Origin of the sequence: Pseudomonas sp. AL 58, assembly GCF_036348395.1 — a bacterium.
GTDB classification, from domain to species: Bacteria; Pseudomonadota; Gammaproteobacteria; order Pseudomonadales; family Pseudomonadaceae; genus Aquipseudomonas; species Aquipseudomonas defluvii.
Window position 1 is genome coordinate 1 of sequence record NZ_JAZBQR010000006.1, and the last position, 16,150, is coordinate 16,150.

Sequence of the window (16,150 nt, forward strand, 5' to 3'; positions counted from 1 at the left end):
TCAACTCGCTGTCAACCACCTTTTTCACCGCTGCCGATCTATTCGACCGAAGCACTTCCGACACTATCGCTAAACGTATAACTCATTGATTATCAAGGAGTTTTCCGTTTCGACTGCGCCGGAAGAGGTGCGCATTATAGAGAGATGAAACGGGGCGTCAAGGCTTAAATTCAACTTTTCGTTGTCGTTGCGGCTTTTCCTATCGCCAGCCTCGGAATACGCCGCCCCAAGGCAGGAATACGTAGCGCCAACAACAATACGCCAATGCCAGCGTAGACCGCCCACTCCTTCAGATCTGCACGCACGACCCACAGAAAATGCAGCAACCCCAACCCCAGGATCACATAGACCAACTTGTGCAACCTCTTCCAGCGGGCCCCAAGCCGCCGCTGGCTGTAGCGATTCGAAGTCACAGCCAAGGCAAGCAGCCCAACAAACCCCAGAACGCCCACAATGATATAGGGGCGTTTGCGCAACTCTACGCCTAATTGCCCCCAGTCGAGGCCGAGAATAAAGAACAGGTAACCGCTCAAGTGCAACACGACATAGGCAAAGCACCACAAGCCCAACTGACGCCTCACCACAATCCAGCCAGACCAGCCGCTCAGGCGCTGCAATGGCGTCATGCACAAGGTAATGAGCAAAAAGATCAACGCCCCCAACCCCAGCCGATCAACCAACACCTTGCCCGGGTCTGGCCCCAATGCAAACGCCCACGCCTGGTAGAGCCAAAACAAAGGCCAAAAACTGGCGAGAACAAAAATACCAAGGCGAAACCATGGGTAGCGCATCAGTAGTTCTTCCTCAGATCAAGGCCACTATAAAGAGAAGCGACTTCCTCTGCGTACCCATTGAACATCTGCGTGTCGCGCACATTCGGACTGAACAGCCCACTCGGCAACCGACGCTCACGCGCCTGCGTCCAGCGTGGATGATCAACCAGAGGGTTCACATTGGCATAAAAGCCGTACTCATCCGGCGCAATACTTTGCCACGTGGTTTTCGGCTGCTGCTCAACGAGACTGATGCGCACGATCGACTTAATGCTCTTGAAGCCATACTTCCACGGAACCACCAACCTGAGAGGCGCACCATTCTGATTAGGCAGCTCCCGCCCATACATACCAACAGCCAGTATGGCCAACGGATTCATGGCCTCATCCAGACGCAATCCTTCTACATAAGGCCAGTCAATCAAGGCAAAGCCTGAGCGTTGGCCAGGCATGCTTTTCGGATCCTGCAGCGTTTCGAAGCGGATGTAACGCGCTTTGGATGTTGGCTCCACCTGCTTGAGCAGAGCGGACAACGGGAACCCCAACCAAGGGATCACCATCGACCACGCCTCTACACAGCGCAGCCGATAGATGCGCTCCTCCAACTGATAGGGCTTGATGAAGTCTTCCAACGCATAACGACCGGGCTTTCCGACCTCGCCATCGACTACTACCGTCCAAGGCGCCGTTTTCAGCACAGCCGCGTTTTGCGCCGGGTCTCCCTTATCAGGGCCGAACTCATAGAAGTTGTTGTAGTGGGTTGCATCTTTGAATGGCGTAATGGCCTCGCCTGGCGCCGTCACCGCCTGCCATTGAGTTCCACCAAGCTTCTCGTTGAACCAACCAGGCGCGGAACCGGCATCGACATCCGGGTAACGCGAAACATCGGCGGCACTGGCCAAACGCGGCAGGGCTGAAACAGCCAACGCAGCCAAGGACCCGCCCAGCAGATGACGACGAGAGACATAGATAGATTCGGGGGTGACCTCTGACGCTTTGCAGTCAGAGGCCTTGGACATCTTGATCAGCATGATGACTCCGTAGAACGGGTGGACTGATGCACCAGTAGACTACGGAGTCTTGCAGAAATTACATCACTCGGCGCCTTTACGCCGACGCATGCGCAACAGGTACTGGATAGGGCCCGAAGCGGCATAAGCAAGGAAAATCAGCAGCAGAATACGTGGCGGATCACTGAAGACCACAGCAAACACGAGCACCACGGCGAGAATCGCCACGAAAGGTACACGCCCCTTCAGGTCGAGTTCCTTGAAGCTGTTGTACTTGATGTTACTGACCATCAGCATGCCGGCGGCAGCAACCAACAGCGCCACCAGGAATGACAGCTTGGAACCCTGGATACCGTAGTCACTGAATGCCCAGACAGTACCGGCTACCACACCCGCCGCAGCCGGGCTGGCCAAACCGATAAAGTAGCGCTTGTCCGCCTTGCCGACCTGGGTATTGAAACGCGCCAGACGCAACGCGGCACCAGCCACATAAATGAAGGCCACCATCCAGCCGACTTTACCCATGTCGCCCAGCGCCCAGCCGAACGCCAGCAATGCCGGGGCCACACCGAAAGCGACCATGTCGGACAGGGAATCGTACTCGGCACCAAAGGCGCTTTGAGTGTTGGTCATGCGCGCAACACGACCATCAAGGCCATCGAGCACCATGGCAACAAAAATGGCGATGGCGGCGAAGGCAAAATACTTGCTCGCTTCGCGAGGATCACCAGCACTCAATGCGCTTTGTGCGCTCATCGAGCTGATGATGGAATAGAAACCGGCAAACAGGTTGGCGGTAGTAAAGAGATTGGGCAGCAGATAGATACCACGATGCCGCACCTTGCGTCCTTCGGCATCATGCCCTTCTTCAACATGCTCATCGATCGGTAGCAGGCTTTCGGCGTCGGAGGCCTTACTGGGCTCTTCTGGACGTTCGCTCATGGACATTACCTTGCAACGGTTTGGAAAGTTTCGGCTGTTGTTTGCAGCGAGAGATCGTGCACACAGTGAGCTTTATACCAGAAGCTGACCCTCTAAACGAAAAAACGCGGCCGAAGCCGCGTTCTTATCGCATCAAGGCAAGATTAGTTCTTGGCTTTGTCTACGATTTTGTTCGCCGCGATCCAAGGCATCATCGAGCGCAGTTGCTCACCGATGACTTCGATACCGTGTGCAGCGTTGTTACGACGACGAGCAGTCATCGATGGGTAGCCAGTGGCACCCTCGCTGATGAACATCTTCGCGTACTCGCCGTCCTGGATGCGCTTCAGAGCGTTGCGCATGGCCTGACGGGACTCAGCGTTGATAACCTCTGGGCCAGTTACGTACTCGCCGTACTCGGCGTTGTTGGAGATCGAGTAGTTCATGTTGGCGATACCGCCTTCGTACATGAGGTCAACGATCAGCTTCAGCTCGTGCAGGCACTCGAAGTAGGCCATTTCTGGCGCGTAGCCAGCTTCAACCAGTGTTTCGAAACCGGCTTTGACCAGCTCAACAGTACCGCCACACAGAACAGCCTGCTCACCGAACAGGTCGGTTTCAGTCTCGTCCTTGAAGGTCGTTTCGATGATGCCGGTACGGCCACCGCCAACGCCTGCGGCGTAGGACAGGGCAACGTTCTTGGCGTTACCGGAAGCATCCTGGTAGATCGCGATCAGGTCAGGGATACCGCCGCCCTTGACGAACTCGGAACGTACAGTGTGGCCTGGTGCTTTAGGGGCGATCATGATCACGTCCAGGTCAGCACGTGGCACAACCTGGTTGTAGTGAATCGCGAAACCGTGGGAGAACGCCAGGGTAGCGCCCTTCTTCAGGTTAGGCTCGACTTCGCTCTTGTACAGCTGAGACTGGAACTCGTCTGGGGTCAGGATCATGACCAGGTCAGCAGCGGCAACAGCGCTGGCCACGTCAGTGACTTTCAGACCGTGCGCTTCAGCCTTGGCAACAGTAGCCGAGCCTTTACGCAGACCAACGGTAACATCCACACCCGAATCTTTCAGGTTGCACGCTTGGGCGTGACCCTGAGAGCCGTAACCGATGATGGCAACTTTTTTGCCCTGGATGATCGAAAGGTCGCAGTCTTTGTCGTAATAAACTTTCATGAAACACCCCTTATCTCGGCCTTTCGAGGCCATTCGCTAATTTTTTGAGTTAGATGCTAAGAACTTTGTCGCCACGGGCAATGCCGGTGACGCCACTGCGTACGGTTTCGAGAATGGACGCGGTACCGATAGCCTGAATGAAACTGTCCAGTTTGTCGCTGGTACCGGTCAGCTGAACGGTATAGACACTGGCACTGACATCGACGATCTGCCCCCGATAGATATCGGTGGTGCGCTTGATCTCGGCACGCTGTGCGCCCGTGGCCTTGACCTTGACCAGCATCAGTTCACGCTCGATATGCGCGCTTTCTGAAAGGTCGACCAACTTGACCACTTCAACCAGCTTGTTCAGGTTCTTGGTGATCTGCTCGATCACTTCATCATGGCCGACTGTTGTCAGCGTCAGACGCGACAGGGTCGGGTCTTCAGTCGGAGCAACCGTCAGGCTTTCGATGTTGTAGTTGCGCTGGGAGAACAGGCCAACCACGCGCGACAAGGCACCAGGTTCGTTTTCCAACAGCAGGGAAATAATGTGCCGCATGATTAGGTACGCTCCGTCTTGCTCAGCCACATATCGCGCATCGAGCCATCCTTGATTTGCATCGGATAGACGTGCTCGCTGTTGTCGACCTGGATATCGATGAACACCAACCGGTCTTTCATGGCAAAGGCTTCCTCGAGCTTGGGCTTGAGGTCCTTCAGGCTGGTGATGCGGATACCCACATGGCCATAGGCTTCGGCCAACTTGACGAAATCAGGCAGCGATTCCATGTAGGAGTGCGAGTGACGGCTGTTGTAGGCCATGTCCTGCCACTGGCGGACCATGCCCAATACACCGTTGTTCAGGTTGACGATCTTCACCGGCAGGTCGTACTGCAGGCAGGTCGACAACTCCTGAATGTTCATCTGGATACTGCCCTCACCGGTGACACAGGCAACATCCTGGTCAGGGAAGTTCAGCTTGACGCCCATGGCGGCAGGGAAGCCAAAGCCCATGGTGCCCAGGCCACCGGAGTTGATCCAGCGGTTTGGCTTGTTGAAGCGGTAGTACTGCGCCGCGAACATCTGGTGCTGGCCGACATCGGAGGTAACGAAGGCATCGCCTTTGGTCACTTCGCAGAGTGTCTCGATAACTGTCTGCGGCTTGATGACACTGCCATCACCCTTGTCGTAAGGGAACATGCCGCGGTCGCCACGCCACTCTTCGATCTGCTTCCACCAGGCATCCATTGCCGCCTTTTCAGGCTTCTCACCGATTTCCTTGAGGATCGCGACCATCTCGGTCAGAACGCTTTCGACAGGCCCGACAATAGGCACATCGGCCTTGATCATTTTGGAGATCGACGCAGGGTCGATGTCGATATGGATGATCTTGGCGTTCGGGCAGAACTTCGCCGGACCGTTGACGACCCGATCATCGAAACGCGCGCCAACAGCAAGGATCACGTCGGCATGGTGCATCGTCAGGTTGGCGGTGTAACTGCCGTGCATGCCCAGCATGCCGAGGAATTGACGGTCAGTGCCCGGATAGCAACCCAAGCCCATCAGGGTATTGGTGACCGGCAGGTTCAGCATCTGCGCCATTTCAGTCAGGGCTGCGGAGCCACCGCCGAGGATGACACCACCACCAGCGTACACAACCGGACGTTTAGCCGAGAGCAGCATTTCTGCGGCTTTGCGGATCTGACCCGAGTGCCCACGAACCGCCGGGCTGTACGAGCGCAGCTTGACCTTCTTCGGATAGACGTACTCGAACTTTTCAGCCGGGTTGGTCATGTCCTTCGGAATGTCGACGACAACCGGGCCTGGACGGCCGGACTGCGCGAGGTAGAAGGCCTTTTTCAGAACTTCAGGGATTTCCGATGCATGCTTGATCATGAAGCTGTGCTTCACGATCGGCCGGGAAATACCGATCATGTCGGTTTCCTGGAAAGCATCCGTACCAACCATGGTGCTAGGCACCTGACCGGAAAGGATGACCATCGGAATGGAGTCCATGTAAGCGGTGGCAATACCGGTAATGGCATTGGTCGCCCCAGGACCGGAGGTCACCAGAACTACACCAGCCTTGCCGGTAGCACGGGCGTAACCATCCGCCATATGGGTTGCAGCCTGCTCATGACGGACCAGAATGTGACTCACTTCCGGTTCTTTGAACAGAGCATCGTAAACATGAAGAAGAGCACCGCCTGGGTACCCATAGATGTGCTTAACGCCTTCGTCACGCAAAAAGCGGACGACCATTTCAGCGCCAGATAAAAGCTCCACGTTGTTCACCTCTAAAACGCCAGAATACCGTCCGATGGGAACGGGTCTTAATAGGTTTACTGCCAAGCAGAGCATGAGCGACGAAATCGCCGACTACGTCAGCACTGACTGAGCAAGTATTGGGAGCGCCCCAGAGTGTTGCGGGGTTTTCCCACCCAGCGCGAGGTAACGCGTTGCGGGGTGTAACAGGTCGGCGCGGGTGTGCGCCTCATGATCTGCTTAGCGGGTCTGCTTCTGGCAGTCCCTCTACAGCGGACTTTGGATTGTTCTGATTCGAACTGCTCAAGTCAAGTGATCTTCGCGGTTAATTCACCATAAGCCACTCTTGATCAAGCAGAAAAACGTTTGCCTGAGCATCTGAAGCATCAGGCAACGAGCGTGCGGGGCAGACGAAGCTGCCCCGGAAGGAGAAACTCAGGAACTCAGCGAGATGAGCGAATCAGTTCGTCAAACTCGGACAACAGTCGACGCAGCCGCGTACTTTCCTGCACCCGATCCACATAAACCATCTCGGCCATCTCGAGAATACCGGAGGCGTTAGGCAGCGGCAGGTCATGCTCAAGAATCATCTTCATCCGCTGGAGGAAGATCCACTGCAACCACTGCTCAAAAGACAGCGTATCGACCGCAAAGGGTTCAACACTGGCCAGCGCCTCGGCACTCGGCGCCCTCTCCTCCCACCATCCAAGCGAGCGCAGCTCCTGCTCGATCAGCAACAGATGGTCGGCGATTGACGGAACCCGCTTGTCCATTACGAGCTCACCCGCGCTTTCTGACGGGCCAGCGCAGCGCCAGCAGCGTCACCTTGCTTCTCCCGTGACTGGGCGATGATGTCCCACAGCCCGGCCTGCAAATCAGGTCGACCATTGGCATAGGTCAGCGCTCGTCGAGCCAGTTGCTCGGATTGGGCAGCATCCCCTTGGGCCAGGCGCACCTGGGCCAAACGGTAAAGCACTTGCGGCTCACGCGGTGCAATGCGCTGCGCACGCTCCAGGCTGGACGAGGCACCGTTGTAATCACCGCTGCCTTGTTGTTGCTGCGCAGTGGTCAGCAACGCCAGAACCGGACCATCCAGCTGTTCATCCGCGGACAAGCCACCCCCATTGCTGCGCGGGATGCCTGTTGGCGCACTTGGCATGCTGTAACCGCCAGAGCTGATTGATGCGGTCGTCATCGGCTCCGATGTCACCGGGCCTGGCGTAATCGGCCCCGGTGTAATTGGTGCTGCGCTGGTCGACGCCGGGAACGTCTGGATCGGCGCCGCACCAGCCCCCTGCGGCACCATGACGGTTACGGCATCGTTCTGAGGTATTGCTTGAGCCTGACGCGCACCGCTGGCGGCAGCGTTATAGCCACCGCGGCTGGCCGTTACTCGCTCACTGTTAGAAACACGCGTGCCTGACTCGACAACAGGGATCGAACCACGTTGCACGCTGGCACAGCCATTGAGTAGCGCCAGTGCCGTCAAGGCAGGAAACCACCACTTATTCACTTCACACCCTCTTCGCTAGTGCTCAATTCATCCAACCCTTGACCCAGTCCATTACCGATTCGGCTGGCGCGGATTCACCACCACAGGCAGGACCGGGGGGAGGTTCGCTGCCGCGAATATACGGCATCTGGACCGCGCCCGGGCAGCTTGCGTCCGACCCTTGCCCGGAATGGGCATCAACCCAGGCCAGCACCACATTGTCTGGCTGCGGCATATCCAGAGGGAGCGGGTCGGCTTTGCGCATGAAACTGGTCCAAACCTGCAATGCGCCGGTGGCCCCCGTGAACGGCGTCTTGCCATTGTCGTCACGCCCCAACCAGACGACTGCCAGCAGGTCCTGACTGAAACCTGCGAACCAACTGTCTCGCGAGTCGTTACTGGTACCGGTCTTGCCGGCCAAGGTCAGAGAGCTTGGCAAGACACTGTAAACCGAACGTCCGGTGCCTTCACGCATGACCCGTTGCATGGCGTTCTGCACCAGATAGATGGAGCCTGGATCAAAACGCTGCTGGATCTGGAACGGGTAGCGCTTGAGCGGCTCACCCTCAGCCGTCAGTACGCTGCGAATACCGCGCATCGGCGTATTGAAACCACCATTGGCCAGGGTCTGGTACATGGTAGCAACCTGCATCGGCGACATGCCGCCCGCCCCCAGCAACATCGACGGGAACGCCGGCCAATCGACTTCGACACCCAAACGGCCAATGGTTTTCAACACATTGGGTACACCCACTTCCAGACCAAGTTTGGCCGTGGAAAGGTTGTAAGAGTTCGCCAGCCCCTGATAGAGGTAGATGGTGCCATGGGATCGCCGATCGTAGTTCTGCGGCTTCCATACCTGGCCGTCGGCACCTTTGACCGAAAAGGGCTCATCCTGGACCCAGCTCGTGAGCGTGTACTGGCTGGGTTTTTCCAACGCGGTCAGGTAGACGGCCGGCTTGACCAGAGAGCCAATCGGCCGAACAGCATCCACAGCACGGTTGAAACCGGCAAAACCGGGCTGGCGACTGCCTATCAGCGCCTGGACCTCACCGGTTTCCGGATTGGTCACCACCATGGCTGCCTCGACTTCATCCGCCCCCTTGCGCCCGGCAAGGCGCTTGAAGGTGTCAGTGACCGATGCCTCCGCCTTCATCTGCAGAATCGGATCGAAGCTGGTAAAGATCCGCAGGCCTTCTTCGGTCAAGTCTTCGTCACGATAGTCCTGACGCAGTTGGCGTTTGACCAGGTCAAGGAAGCCCGGGAAGGAACTGTCGGCCAGGCTGCCACGCTTGGTAACGCCCAACGGCATTTTCTTCGCAGCCTCGACGGCCTCCGGGGTTGCAACGCCCTGCTCGGCCAACAAGTCGAGCACCAGGTTACGCCGCACCGTTGCCCGCTCGGGGTAGCGCCGCGGGTTGTAGTAGGAAGGCCCCTTGACCATGCCCACCAACAATGCGACCTGATGCAGCTTGAGCTCTGACAACGGCTGACTGAAGAAAAACTGGCTGGCAAGACCAAAGCCATGCACCGCGCGCTGACCATCCTGGCCAATGAACACCTCGTTGAGGTAGGCCTCGAGGATCTCGCGCTTGTCGTAATGCAGCTCAAGCAACATCGCCATCAGGGCTTCCGTCAGCTTGCGACTGAGGCTGCGCTCATTGGTCAGGTAGAAGTTCTTGACCAACTGCTGGGTCAGGGTACTGCCACCCTGACGCATGGCGCCGGATGAGGTGTTGACCCAGATGGCCCGTGCAATCGACTTGGGCGAAACACCAAAGTGCGAATAGAAGTCGCGGTCTTCCACGGCAACCAGGGTTTCAAGCAGGTACGGAGGCACCTGATCGAGCTTTATCAGGATGCGGTCTTCAAGGTTCTTCGGGTACAACCCGCCGATCAGCAGCGGCTCCAGGCGAACCACGGCCAGTTTCGAGCCATTGGCTCCACTCAACCCGGCAACGTAATCGCCCGAGAAACGTACTTGAACCGCCTGGGCCTGCTCCAGCCCTTCATAGAACTGGAAGCCACGGGTATTGATATCGACCGTATTACCACTGACAGCAGCGGCACCAGGCCCATTGGCGACGCTCTCGCGCCGATAGCCCAAGGCATCAAGCTCGATAAGGAAGTCGTCCTTGCTGAGTTTCTGGCCGACGAACAGCTCCAGCGGCCGGGCATATACCTTGGCCGGGATCGTCCAGCGCTTGCCAGAGAATTTCTCCTGGACTACCGCATCGAAATAAATCGCAAAGCCCGCGAGCACGACGAGACCGACAAGGCTGAGCTTCAAAGCCCAGCCCAGCAGGGCGCGCGCACGGCCAGAGGGACGTTTTTTGGGGGTACGGGAAGATTGGGTACGAGTCATGGCCGCGGATTATACGCACTTTATTGTTCGTCGACAGGCGCCCTCCGGCGGTTTGCACGGGGGCCGCTTGTCGCCATAATGGGCGCTTAGACTCTTCACGACTCCAAAGGATCGCCCGTGAGCCAAGCCTTGATTGCAGCCCTGCAAAACCCAGCCCTGTACCCTCATCCGGTGAGCGGTTTCCAGGTTATTGAGACACACATTTCCTGGGTTCTGCTCACTGGCGAATTCGCCTACAAAATCAAGAAGCCGATGAACTTCGGCTTCCTCGACTTTACCGAGCTGGCCCAGCGCAAGCACTTCTGCAATGAAGAGCTGCGTTTGAACCAGCGCCTGACCCAGGGGCTGTACCTTGATGTACTGCCAATTACCGGCAGCGCCGAAGCCCCACAATTGGGCGGCACAGGCGAGCCGATCGAGTACGCCCTGAAGATGCGTCAGTTCCCGCAGAGCCAGATGCTTAACACGCTGCAGGCCAATGGCGAACTGACGGCAGAGCATATCGACCAGATGGCCCACCAGATTGCCCAGTTCCACCTGAGCGCACCGCGCGTGGCCGTGGATCACCCGCTGGGCAGCCCGGAAAGCGTGATGGCCCCGGTTGAGCAGAACTTTGAGCAGATACGCCCCTTCCTGAGCGAAAAGGCTGACCTGCAACAACTCGATGCCTTGCAAGCCTGGGCACACAGCAGCTTCAAGCGCCTTGAAGGCTTGCTTGAAGCCCGAAAAGCCCAAGGCTTCATCCGTGAGTGCCACGGTGACATCCACCTGGGTAACGCCACCCTGATCGACGGCAAGGTGGTGATCTTCGACTGCATCGAATTCAACGAGCCGTTCCGCCTGACCGATGTCTATGCCGACGCCGCGTTCCTGGCGATGGACCTGGAAGACCGTGGCCTCAAGTCGCTGTCCCGCCGTTTCATCAGCCAGTACCTGGAACTGACCGGCGACTATGAAGGCCTTGAGCTGTTGAACTTCTACAAGGCCTACCGTGCACTGGTGCGTGCCAAGGTTGCCCTGTTCAGCATGCCGGCCAATGCCGACGGCGTGCAGCGTGCCACAACCCTGCGCCAGTACCGCAACTACGCAACCCTGGCAGAGAGCTACAGCGCTATTCCTTCGCGCTTCCTGGCGATTACCCACGGTGTGTCGGCCGTTGGCAAAAGCCATGTCGCCATGCGTTTGGTCGAGGCACTTGGCGCTATCCGCCTGCGCTCGGATGTAGAGCGCAAGCGCCTGTTCGGCGAGCAAACGCCCGAAAATGCAGGCAACTTGCAAGCTGGCATCTACAACCAGGACTCCAGCCAGGCGACCTACGCACGCCTGCATACACTGGCAGGCATTGTCCTGCGTGCAGGCTTTCCGGCTGTCATCGATGCCACCTACCTCAAGCACGCACAACGTCAAACCGCCGCGGGCATTGCGGGTGAAACGGGCGTACCGTTCCTGATACTCGACTGCAATGCACCTGATGCGGTCATCGCAAGCTGGCTCAAGCAGCGTCAGGCCGACCAGAATGACCCGTCCGACGCCACGCTTGAGGTGATAGCCGCACAGAAGGCCAATCGCGACCCATTGAGCGCCGAAGAACTGCTGCACAGCAAGCGCGTAGAAACCAACGAAAGCGGCAGTCTCGACGAGCTGGTCAAGCAGATTCGGCAAAAACTGCCTGGCTTGTAAGCAACACCCGGACGTGAAGCAGTCGACACTTCTCGGCAGTGGGTTCGCGCCTCTCAAGTGATGGCACTATAGTGTCATCACAATCACATAAGGAGGCCTAGCATGAACCAGCCCCGGCAAATCGACTCTGCGCTGTATGCCTTGGTGCGTAACGAAGAGGTAGCGGCTTTCAATCAGGAAAGGCCGAAAGACGCCAGCATCGATTTTAGTCATGGCGACTTTCGCGGTCTGGACCTGCGCGAATTGGACACCACTGGCATAGATTTCACTGGTGCCTACTTCCGGGCGGCCGACCTGCGTGGCCTGGATCTGCGAAACTGCTCCATGGAAGGCGCCAGCCTGGCCCATGCCCAGATTTCCGGCGTGTACTTCTCACCAGACCTGAGTGCTGACGAAATTCTCATGTCAGTTAATTTCGGAACGCGTCTGCGCTACCGCACACGTTAACAGACTGCAACCCTAGGGCCCGCCGACTCACACTTGACGGGCCATAGGGCGCCCCCGCCCCCCATAAGCGCCAAAATGCCGCTTATTTTCCAACTGCCGCTACACTCCCCTTGGTATGCCTGCGATTCCCCTCGACCCGTTCAGCCGTCGCAAGGAGGCTTGATGAACGACGAACTCCAGCATCTGAAGAATCTTGGCAAGACTTCTGCGCAGTGGTTGCATGCAGTCGGCATTCACAGCGCCTCTGACTTGCGTCGCATGGGCGCGGTCAATGCGTATCAAGCCGTGCGTACTCGTGGCTTCAGGGCATCGAAGGTACTGCTCTATGCCATCGAAGGCGCCTTGCTCGACATGCACTGGAATGACATTCCAGTCGAGCGTAAGGAAGCCCTGAACCAGCAACTCGACGCAAGAGCGCCGCGGAAAAACAACTGAGAGCCGATACAGCAGTTGACATGCAAATGATAATTGTTATTATTGGAGCCACTAGCCGCAAGGCTGGTTGGATAAGCTGAAAAGCCTCGGTTCGGGCTCTCAAATTATCTCCTCATCAGGCTAATCACGGTTATTGACCCGGCACATTTTGCCGGGTCTTTTTTTGCCTGCTCATTCAGTGTTTCTTGCGTAAACTCGCGCAGTAGTCCTGAGCCGGCAACGCTGCGGTAAACCAGACATAATCCGCCATGCCCGGCTCAACAACATCGCCTACCTGGGCCAGCATCAGCACCTGCGGCGCGTCTTGCACGCCAAGGTCAGCCAGGTGCTGCGGAACCCCGATATCTTTGCGCACGTGATAGCCGCCCGCGAACAACAGGCTTGGTGTCGGCGCCGCAAGCAAGCGCTCGGCTATTCGTCGGTCACGCTGCTGCTGCACCGCAAGCATCGCTGGCAATTGCGAGTCTGGCAGCAAGCCACAATGGGAGTCGCGTACCTGCTCAAGTAGCGCCTGACGAACAGCCGTTGATGTCGAACGGTTTCCAGACAACACCGGCGGCTGTCGATAGATCCGTCCCACTTCATCATCGTCAAGATTGGCGGCCAGCAGTGCATACGGTTGTCTCAGGGCCTCCTCTACGATCGGCCCATACAGGGTCCAATCCCAACCTTTTTGCCAGCGCAAAGCCCCAGGTACATCAGCAGGTAATGATGCTTGCTGGCGCACTACCTCGACCCGCGCCTGCTGTACAGGCTGAAGCATCTCCAGTAGCAGGCTACCTTGGGGGCGGTATTGGCCGAGAGCCCTTAACAACCACAACTGCAGCGCATGATGGTCAGGATTATCGTGTTGCTCTCCCACCAGCACACGGGACGCACCCGCCAAGCGAGCGACCAGTTGCTCTGGGCTCAGTACTCGACCACTGGCCAGCTCACGTATCTGCCCCAGCTCAGCATGCCCCAGCCCCTCAGGGCTCTGCCAAGCCGGCAATGGCGGTAGCACAACGCGGGTCTGGCAGCCTGACAGGCAAAGAAGCAGTGCGAGTACGGCATAACACAGCAGTCGGGGCATCAGCAGTTCTCCTCTCGAGCCAGCATCAGCAGGAGACTGCTGGCCAGCGGCGTCGGCTTTCCTACGGTCAATCTGCACGGTATAAAACGTGCCTCAGGGTTGAACGCTCGTGTCAGTCGAGCCAAGCCCATCATTTTGAGTAAGCCATGCGCATGCACTTCCTTTGCCCGTCCTCCGACCTTCGTGAAGGCCACAGTCGCGGCTTTAGCCTCGACAACACCCACCTGTTCGCCGTTCGCCGGCAGGGTAAGGTCTACCTCTATCGCAACCGCTGCCCCCATCGAGGCATTCCATTGAACTGGCAGGCTGACACGTTTCTCGACAGCAGTGCCCAATTGATCGCCTGCGTGCATCACGGCGCACAGTTTCTGATCGAGTCAGGCGAGTGCGTGGCAGGCCCTTGCGAAGGCGACGCCCTGGAAGCCCTCAACTGCCACGAAGACACCGGGGGCATCTGGCTCACGGCTTGATCAGTACTGGCAAGCGACGATCGACTTCAATCTGCTCACCCTCCAGACGCACTCCGTACGCCAGCACTTCCACACCATCCGCAACGGCCTCACGCAGTGCTGCCGCATAAGCAGGGTCGATTTCCTCGGCCGGACGAACCGCATCAACACCACTGAGGTTCACGCAATATAGCTGTACGGCGCGCACACCTTGACGAGCCAATGCGGCGAGCTCACGCAAGTGCTTGGTGCCCCGTTGAGTCACCGAGTCGGGAAACGCCGCAGTAGTCGAATCAGAAAAACCCAATGTCACGCTTTTGACTTCGACATAAGCCGGGCCGTCAGGAAACTCCAGGCGAAAATCCACTCGACTGTTTTCTTCACCGTAAGGCACTTCGCGCCTGAGCGCGCTAAACCCGGCGAGCTCCTTGATCCGCCCAGCATAAAGCGCCTCCTCAACCAGCGCATTGGCGCGCCCCGTATTCACGCACGCAAGCCGCCCCTGAGGCGTTTCGCTGATTTCCCACGTGCCAGGGAGCTTGCGCTTGGGGTCGTTGGAGCGGCTGAACCAGACCTTGCCACCCTCGATCATGCAATTGAGCATTGAGCCGGTGTTGGGGCAGTGGATCGTCAGTTGCTCACCACTGGCCAGTTCTATATCTGCCAAGAAGCGTTTGTAGCGACGCAGCAAGCGCGCTTCCTCAAGTGCCGGTGAAAAGCGCATCAGCCTTGCCAACTCCGCAGGCCACGCTCAATTCGCTCTACAGCCTCCTGCAAGCGCGGCATGCTCTGGGTGTAGGCAAAACGCACATGGTGCCCGGCCTGATAGCGCCCGAAATCCAGCCCCGGGGTAAACGCGACATGCTCGGTTTCCAGGAAATGACGGCAGAAAGCGAACGCATCGCCGCCAAACGTGCTGATATCGGCATAGAGATAGAAAGCACCCTGAGGCTCGACTGCGATACCAAACCCCAGCTCACGCAGGGCTGGAAGAAGAAAATCACGTCGCCGACCAAATTCCTCGCGACGCTCTTCCAAAATAGCTAGCGTTGCCGGCTCAAAACACGCCAATGCAGCATGCTGAGCCATACTCGGCGCACTGATGTACAGGTTCTGGGCGAGCTTTTCCAGATCAGCCACGGCTGCGGGAGGTGCGACCAGCCACCCCAGACGCCATCCGGTCATGCCGAAATATTTTGAGAAACTATTCAGGACGAAGGCCTGGTCTTCAACTTCAAGCACGCTCGGCGCGTCCATGCCGTAGGTCAGGCCATGGTAAATTTCGTCTACCACCAGATGCCCGTGACGCTCCCGAACTGCCTGCGCGAGGCTGGCCAGTTGCTCACGGTCGAGCACCGTACCTGTTGGGTTTGCCGGTGAAGCAACCAATGCACCAACGCTGTCCTGGTCCCAGTAACGCTCTACCAGATCAGCGTTCAACTGGTAGTTGACCTCTGGGCCGACCGGCACCAACTGTGCAGCCCCTTCTACCAGGCGCAGGAAATGCCGATTGCATGGATAACCCGGATCGGCCAGCAACCAGTGCTTACCAGGGTCGACCAGCAAGCTGCTGGCCAGAAGCAGCGCGCCAGAGCCTCCCGGGGTGATCAGGATACGCTGAGGATCAATGCTCAACCCGTAACGCGTGGCATAGAAGCCCGCGATCGCCTCGCGCAATGCCGGGAGGCCACGCGCGGCGGTGTAACGGGTTTCCCCATTGGCGAGCGCCGCCTGCCCCGCCTTGATGATCGGCGCCGCCGTGGTGAAGTCCGGCTCGCCGATTTCCAGATGGATGACGTCATGGCCTGCAGCTTGCAGTTCGTTGGCTCGCGCCAGCAAAGCCATCACATGAAAGGGTTCGATGGCGCGACTACGCGCACTGTAGGGCTGAGCCATTAGCCTTCTCTCAAATGGGGTGTAAACTAAAGATTCTACCCAAGAGCCGGAACCAGCGGGTGGTAAAACCTGCAATCACGGGGAGTAGCATCCCCTGATTCTATCTGGTAAGTTCGGCGGCTCGCAGTCGCAGGGCCGGCGGGCGCCGGAGATGGAGCAGCCTGCGCAATGGATTAGAAGAG

Annotated in this window: 16 protein-coding genes; 4 read left to right on the forward strand and 12 right to left on the reverse strand. The window is 57.9% G+C overall.

What is annotated here, in order from left to right:
• Positions 1–170 precede the first annotated feature (170 nt).
• The 9 genes from msrQ to mrcB all read right to left on the reverse strand — a co-directional run bounded on the left by msrQ (position 171) and on the right by mrcB (position 9,989).
• Positions 171–791 (reverse strand): protein-methionine-sulfoxide reductase heme-binding subunit MsrQ, encoded by a 621-nt coding sequence (gene msrQ / locus UIA24_RS09315; protein ID WP_099775794.1) that lies wholly within the window; start codon positions 789–791, stop codon positions 171–173.
• Positions 791–1,804, reverse strand: a complete 1,014-nt coding sequence (gene msrP, locus UIA24_RS09320) for a protein-methionine-sulfoxide reductase catalytic subunit MsrP (RefSeq protein ID WP_330522742.1) — start codon at positions 1,802–1,804, stop codon at positions 791–793. Before msrP ends, msrQ begins: the two co-directional genes overlap by 1 nt.
• A gap of 63 nt (positions 1,805–1,867) precedes the next feature.
• On the reverse strand, positions 1,868–2,725 hold the full coding sequence (gene pssA / locus UIA24_RS09325) for a CDP-diacylglycerol--serine O-phosphatidyltransferase (RefSeq protein WP_099775796.1): 858 nt from the start codon (positions 2,723–2,725) through the stop codon (positions 1,868–1,870).
• A 143-nt stretch (positions 2,726–2,868) separates the two neighbouring features.
• Positions 2,869–3,885 (reverse strand): ketol-acid reductoisomerase, encoded by a 1,017-nt coding sequence (gene ilvC / locus UIA24_RS09330; protein ID WP_065758296.1) that lies wholly within the window; start codon positions 3,883–3,885, stop codon positions 2,869–2,871.
• Positions 3,886–3,934: 49 nt separating this feature from the next.
• A complete protein-coding gene (gene ilvN / locus UIA24_RS09335) occupies positions 3,935–4,426 on the reverse strand; it encodes an acetolactate synthase small subunit (RefSeq protein ID WP_042125802.1) in 492 nt (163 codons plus the stop codon).
• 2 nt (positions 4,427–4,428) lie between these two features.
• Positions 4,429–6,153, reverse strand: coding sequence for an acetolactate synthase 3 large subunit (locus UIA24_RS09340; RefSeq protein WP_065758302.1), 1,725 nt, complete (start codon positions 6,151–6,153; stop codon positions 4,429–4,431).
• Between the two features lie 422 nt (positions 6,154–6,575).
• Positions 6,576–6,905 (reverse strand): YqcC family protein, encoded by a 330-nt coding sequence (locus UIA24_RS09345; protein ID WP_065758295.1) that lies wholly within the window; start codon positions 6,903–6,905, stop codon positions 6,576–6,578.
• Positions 6,905–7,645, reverse strand: a complete 741-nt coding sequence (locus UIA24_RS09350; protein ID WP_099775798.1) for a tetratricopeptide repeat protein — start codon at positions 7,643–7,645, stop codon at positions 6,905–6,907. Before UIA24_RS09350 ends, UIA24_RS09345 begins: the two co-directional genes overlap by 1 nt.
• Positions 7,646–7,667: 22 nt before the next feature.
• A complete protein-coding gene (gene mrcB, locus UIA24_RS09355) occupies positions 7,668–9,989 on the reverse strand; it encodes a penicillin-binding protein 1B (RefSeq protein ID WP_065758293.1) in 2,322 nt (773 codons plus the stop codon).
• Positions 9,990–10,106: 117 nt separating this feature from the next.
• On the opposite strand from mrcB, the gene UIA24_RS09360 reads away from it, so the two are divergent.
• From UIA24_RS09360 to UIA24_RS09370, 3 genes are all read left to right on the forward strand, one after another.
• Positions 10,107–11,669 carry a bifunctional aminoglycoside phosphotransferase/ATP-binding protein gene (locus UIA24_RS09360; RefSeq protein WP_102053647.1) on the forward strand — a complete coding sequence of 521 codons (1,563 nt, stop codon included), beginning with the start codon at positions 10,107–10,109 and terminating at the stop codon, positions 11,667–11,669.
• Positions 11,670–11,771: 102 nt separating this feature from the next.
• Entirely contained in the window at positions 11,772–12,116 is a 345-nt protein-coding gene (locus UIA24_RS09365) for a pentapeptide repeat-containing protein (RefSeq protein ID WP_065758291.1), read from the forward strand.
• A 162-nt stretch (positions 12,117–12,278) separates the two neighbouring features.
• Positions 12,279–12,551 carry a TfoX/Sxy family protein gene (locus tag UIA24_RS09370; protein ID WP_065758290.1) on the forward strand — a complete coding sequence of 91 codons (273 nt, stop codon included), beginning with the start codon at positions 12,279–12,281 and terminating at the stop codon, positions 12,549–12,551.
• 175 nt (positions 12,552–12,726) lie between these two features.
• On the opposite strand, the gene UIA24_RS09375 is transcribed toward UIA24_RS09370, so the two are convergent.
• Positions 12,727–13,623, reverse strand: a complete 897-nt coding sequence (locus UIA24_RS09375; RefSeq protein ID WP_330522744.1) for a ChaN family lipoprotein — start codon at positions 13,621–13,623, stop codon at positions 12,727–12,729.
• A 152-nt stretch (positions 13,624–13,775) separates the two neighbouring features.
• On the opposite strand from UIA24_RS09375, the gene UIA24_RS09380 reads away from it, so the two are divergent.
• Positions 13,776–14,093 (forward strand): Rieske (2Fe-2S) protein, encoded by a 318-nt coding sequence (locus UIA24_RS09380; protein WP_330522806.1) that lies wholly within the window; start codon positions 13,776–13,778, stop codon positions 14,091–14,093.
• On the opposite strand, the gene sfsA is transcribed toward UIA24_RS09380, so the two are convergent.
• Entirely contained in the window at positions 14,083–14,796 is a 714-nt protein-coding gene (sfsA, locus tag UIA24_RS09385; RefSeq protein WP_330522745.1) for a DNA/RNA nuclease SfsA, read from the reverse strand. The two genes, UIA24_RS09380 and sfsA, sit on opposite strands and share 11 nt — an antisense overlap.
• The gene (locus UIA24_RS09390; protein ID WP_065758287.1) at positions 14,796–15,968 is read right to left on the reverse strand and encodes a pyridoxal phosphate-dependent aminotransferase; all 1,173 of its coding nucleotides are present in this window, start codon (positions 15,966–15,968) and stop codon (positions 14,796–14,798) included. The genes sfsA and UIA24_RS09390 overlap by 1 nt, the downstream gene beginning before the upstream one ends.
• Positions 15,969–16,150: the final 182 nt, after the last annotated feature.

Excerpts from the sequence above, each read along its gene's own strand:
- UIA24_RS09380 (WP_330522806.1), top strand. The coding sequence starts at position 13,776 with ATGCACTTCCTTTGCCCGTCCTCCGACCTTCGTGAAGGCCACAGTCGC.
- UIA24_RS09390 (WP_065758287.1), bottom strand. The coding sequence starts at position 15,968 with ATGGCTCAGCCCTACAGTGCGCGTAGTCGCGCCATCGAACCCTTTCAT.
- msrQ (WP_099775794.1), bottom strand. The coding sequence starts at position 791 with ATGCGCTACCCATGGTTTCGCCTTGGTATTTTTGTTCTCGCCAGTTTT.
- mrcB (WP_065758293.1), bottom strand. The coding sequence starts at position 9,989 with ATGACTCGTACCCAATCTTCCCGTACCCCCAAAAAACGTCCCTCTGGC.
- pssA (WP_099775796.1), bottom strand. The coding sequence starts at position 2,725 with ATGAGCGAACGTCCAGAAGAGCCCAGTAAGGCCTCCGACGCCGAAAGC.
- msrP (WP_330522742.1), bottom strand. The coding sequence starts at position 1,804 with ATGCTGATCAAGATGTCCAAGGCCTCTGACTGCAAAGCGTCAGAGGTC.
- UIA24_RS09345 (WP_065758295.1), bottom strand. The coding sequence starts at position 6,905 with ATGGACAAGCGGGTTCCGTCAATCGCCGACCATCTGTTGCTGATCGAG.
- UIA24_RS09365 (WP_065758291.1), top strand. The coding sequence starts at position 11,772 with ATGAACCAGCCCCGGCAAATCGACTCTGCGCTGTATGCCTTGGTGCGT.
- ilvC (WP_065758296.1), bottom strand. The coding sequence starts at position 3,885 with ATGAAAGTTTATTACGACAAAGACTGCGACCTTTCGATCATCCAGGGC.
- UIA24_RS09375 (WP_330522744.1), bottom strand. The coding sequence starts at position 13,623 with ATGCCCCGACTGCTGTGTTATGCCGTACTCGCACTGCTTCTTTGCCTG.
- UIA24_RS09370 (WP_065758290.1), top strand. The coding sequence starts at position 12,279 with ATGAACGACGAACTCCAGCATCTGAAGAATCTTGGCAAGACTTCTGCG.
- sfsA (WP_330522745.1), bottom strand. The coding sequence starts at position 14,796 with ATGCGCTTTTCACCGGCACTTGAGGAAGCGCGCTTGCTGCGTCGCTAC.
- ilvN (WP_042125802.1), bottom strand. The coding sequence starts at position 4,426 with ATGCGGCACATTATTTCCCTGCTGTTGGAAAACGAACCTGGTGCCTTG.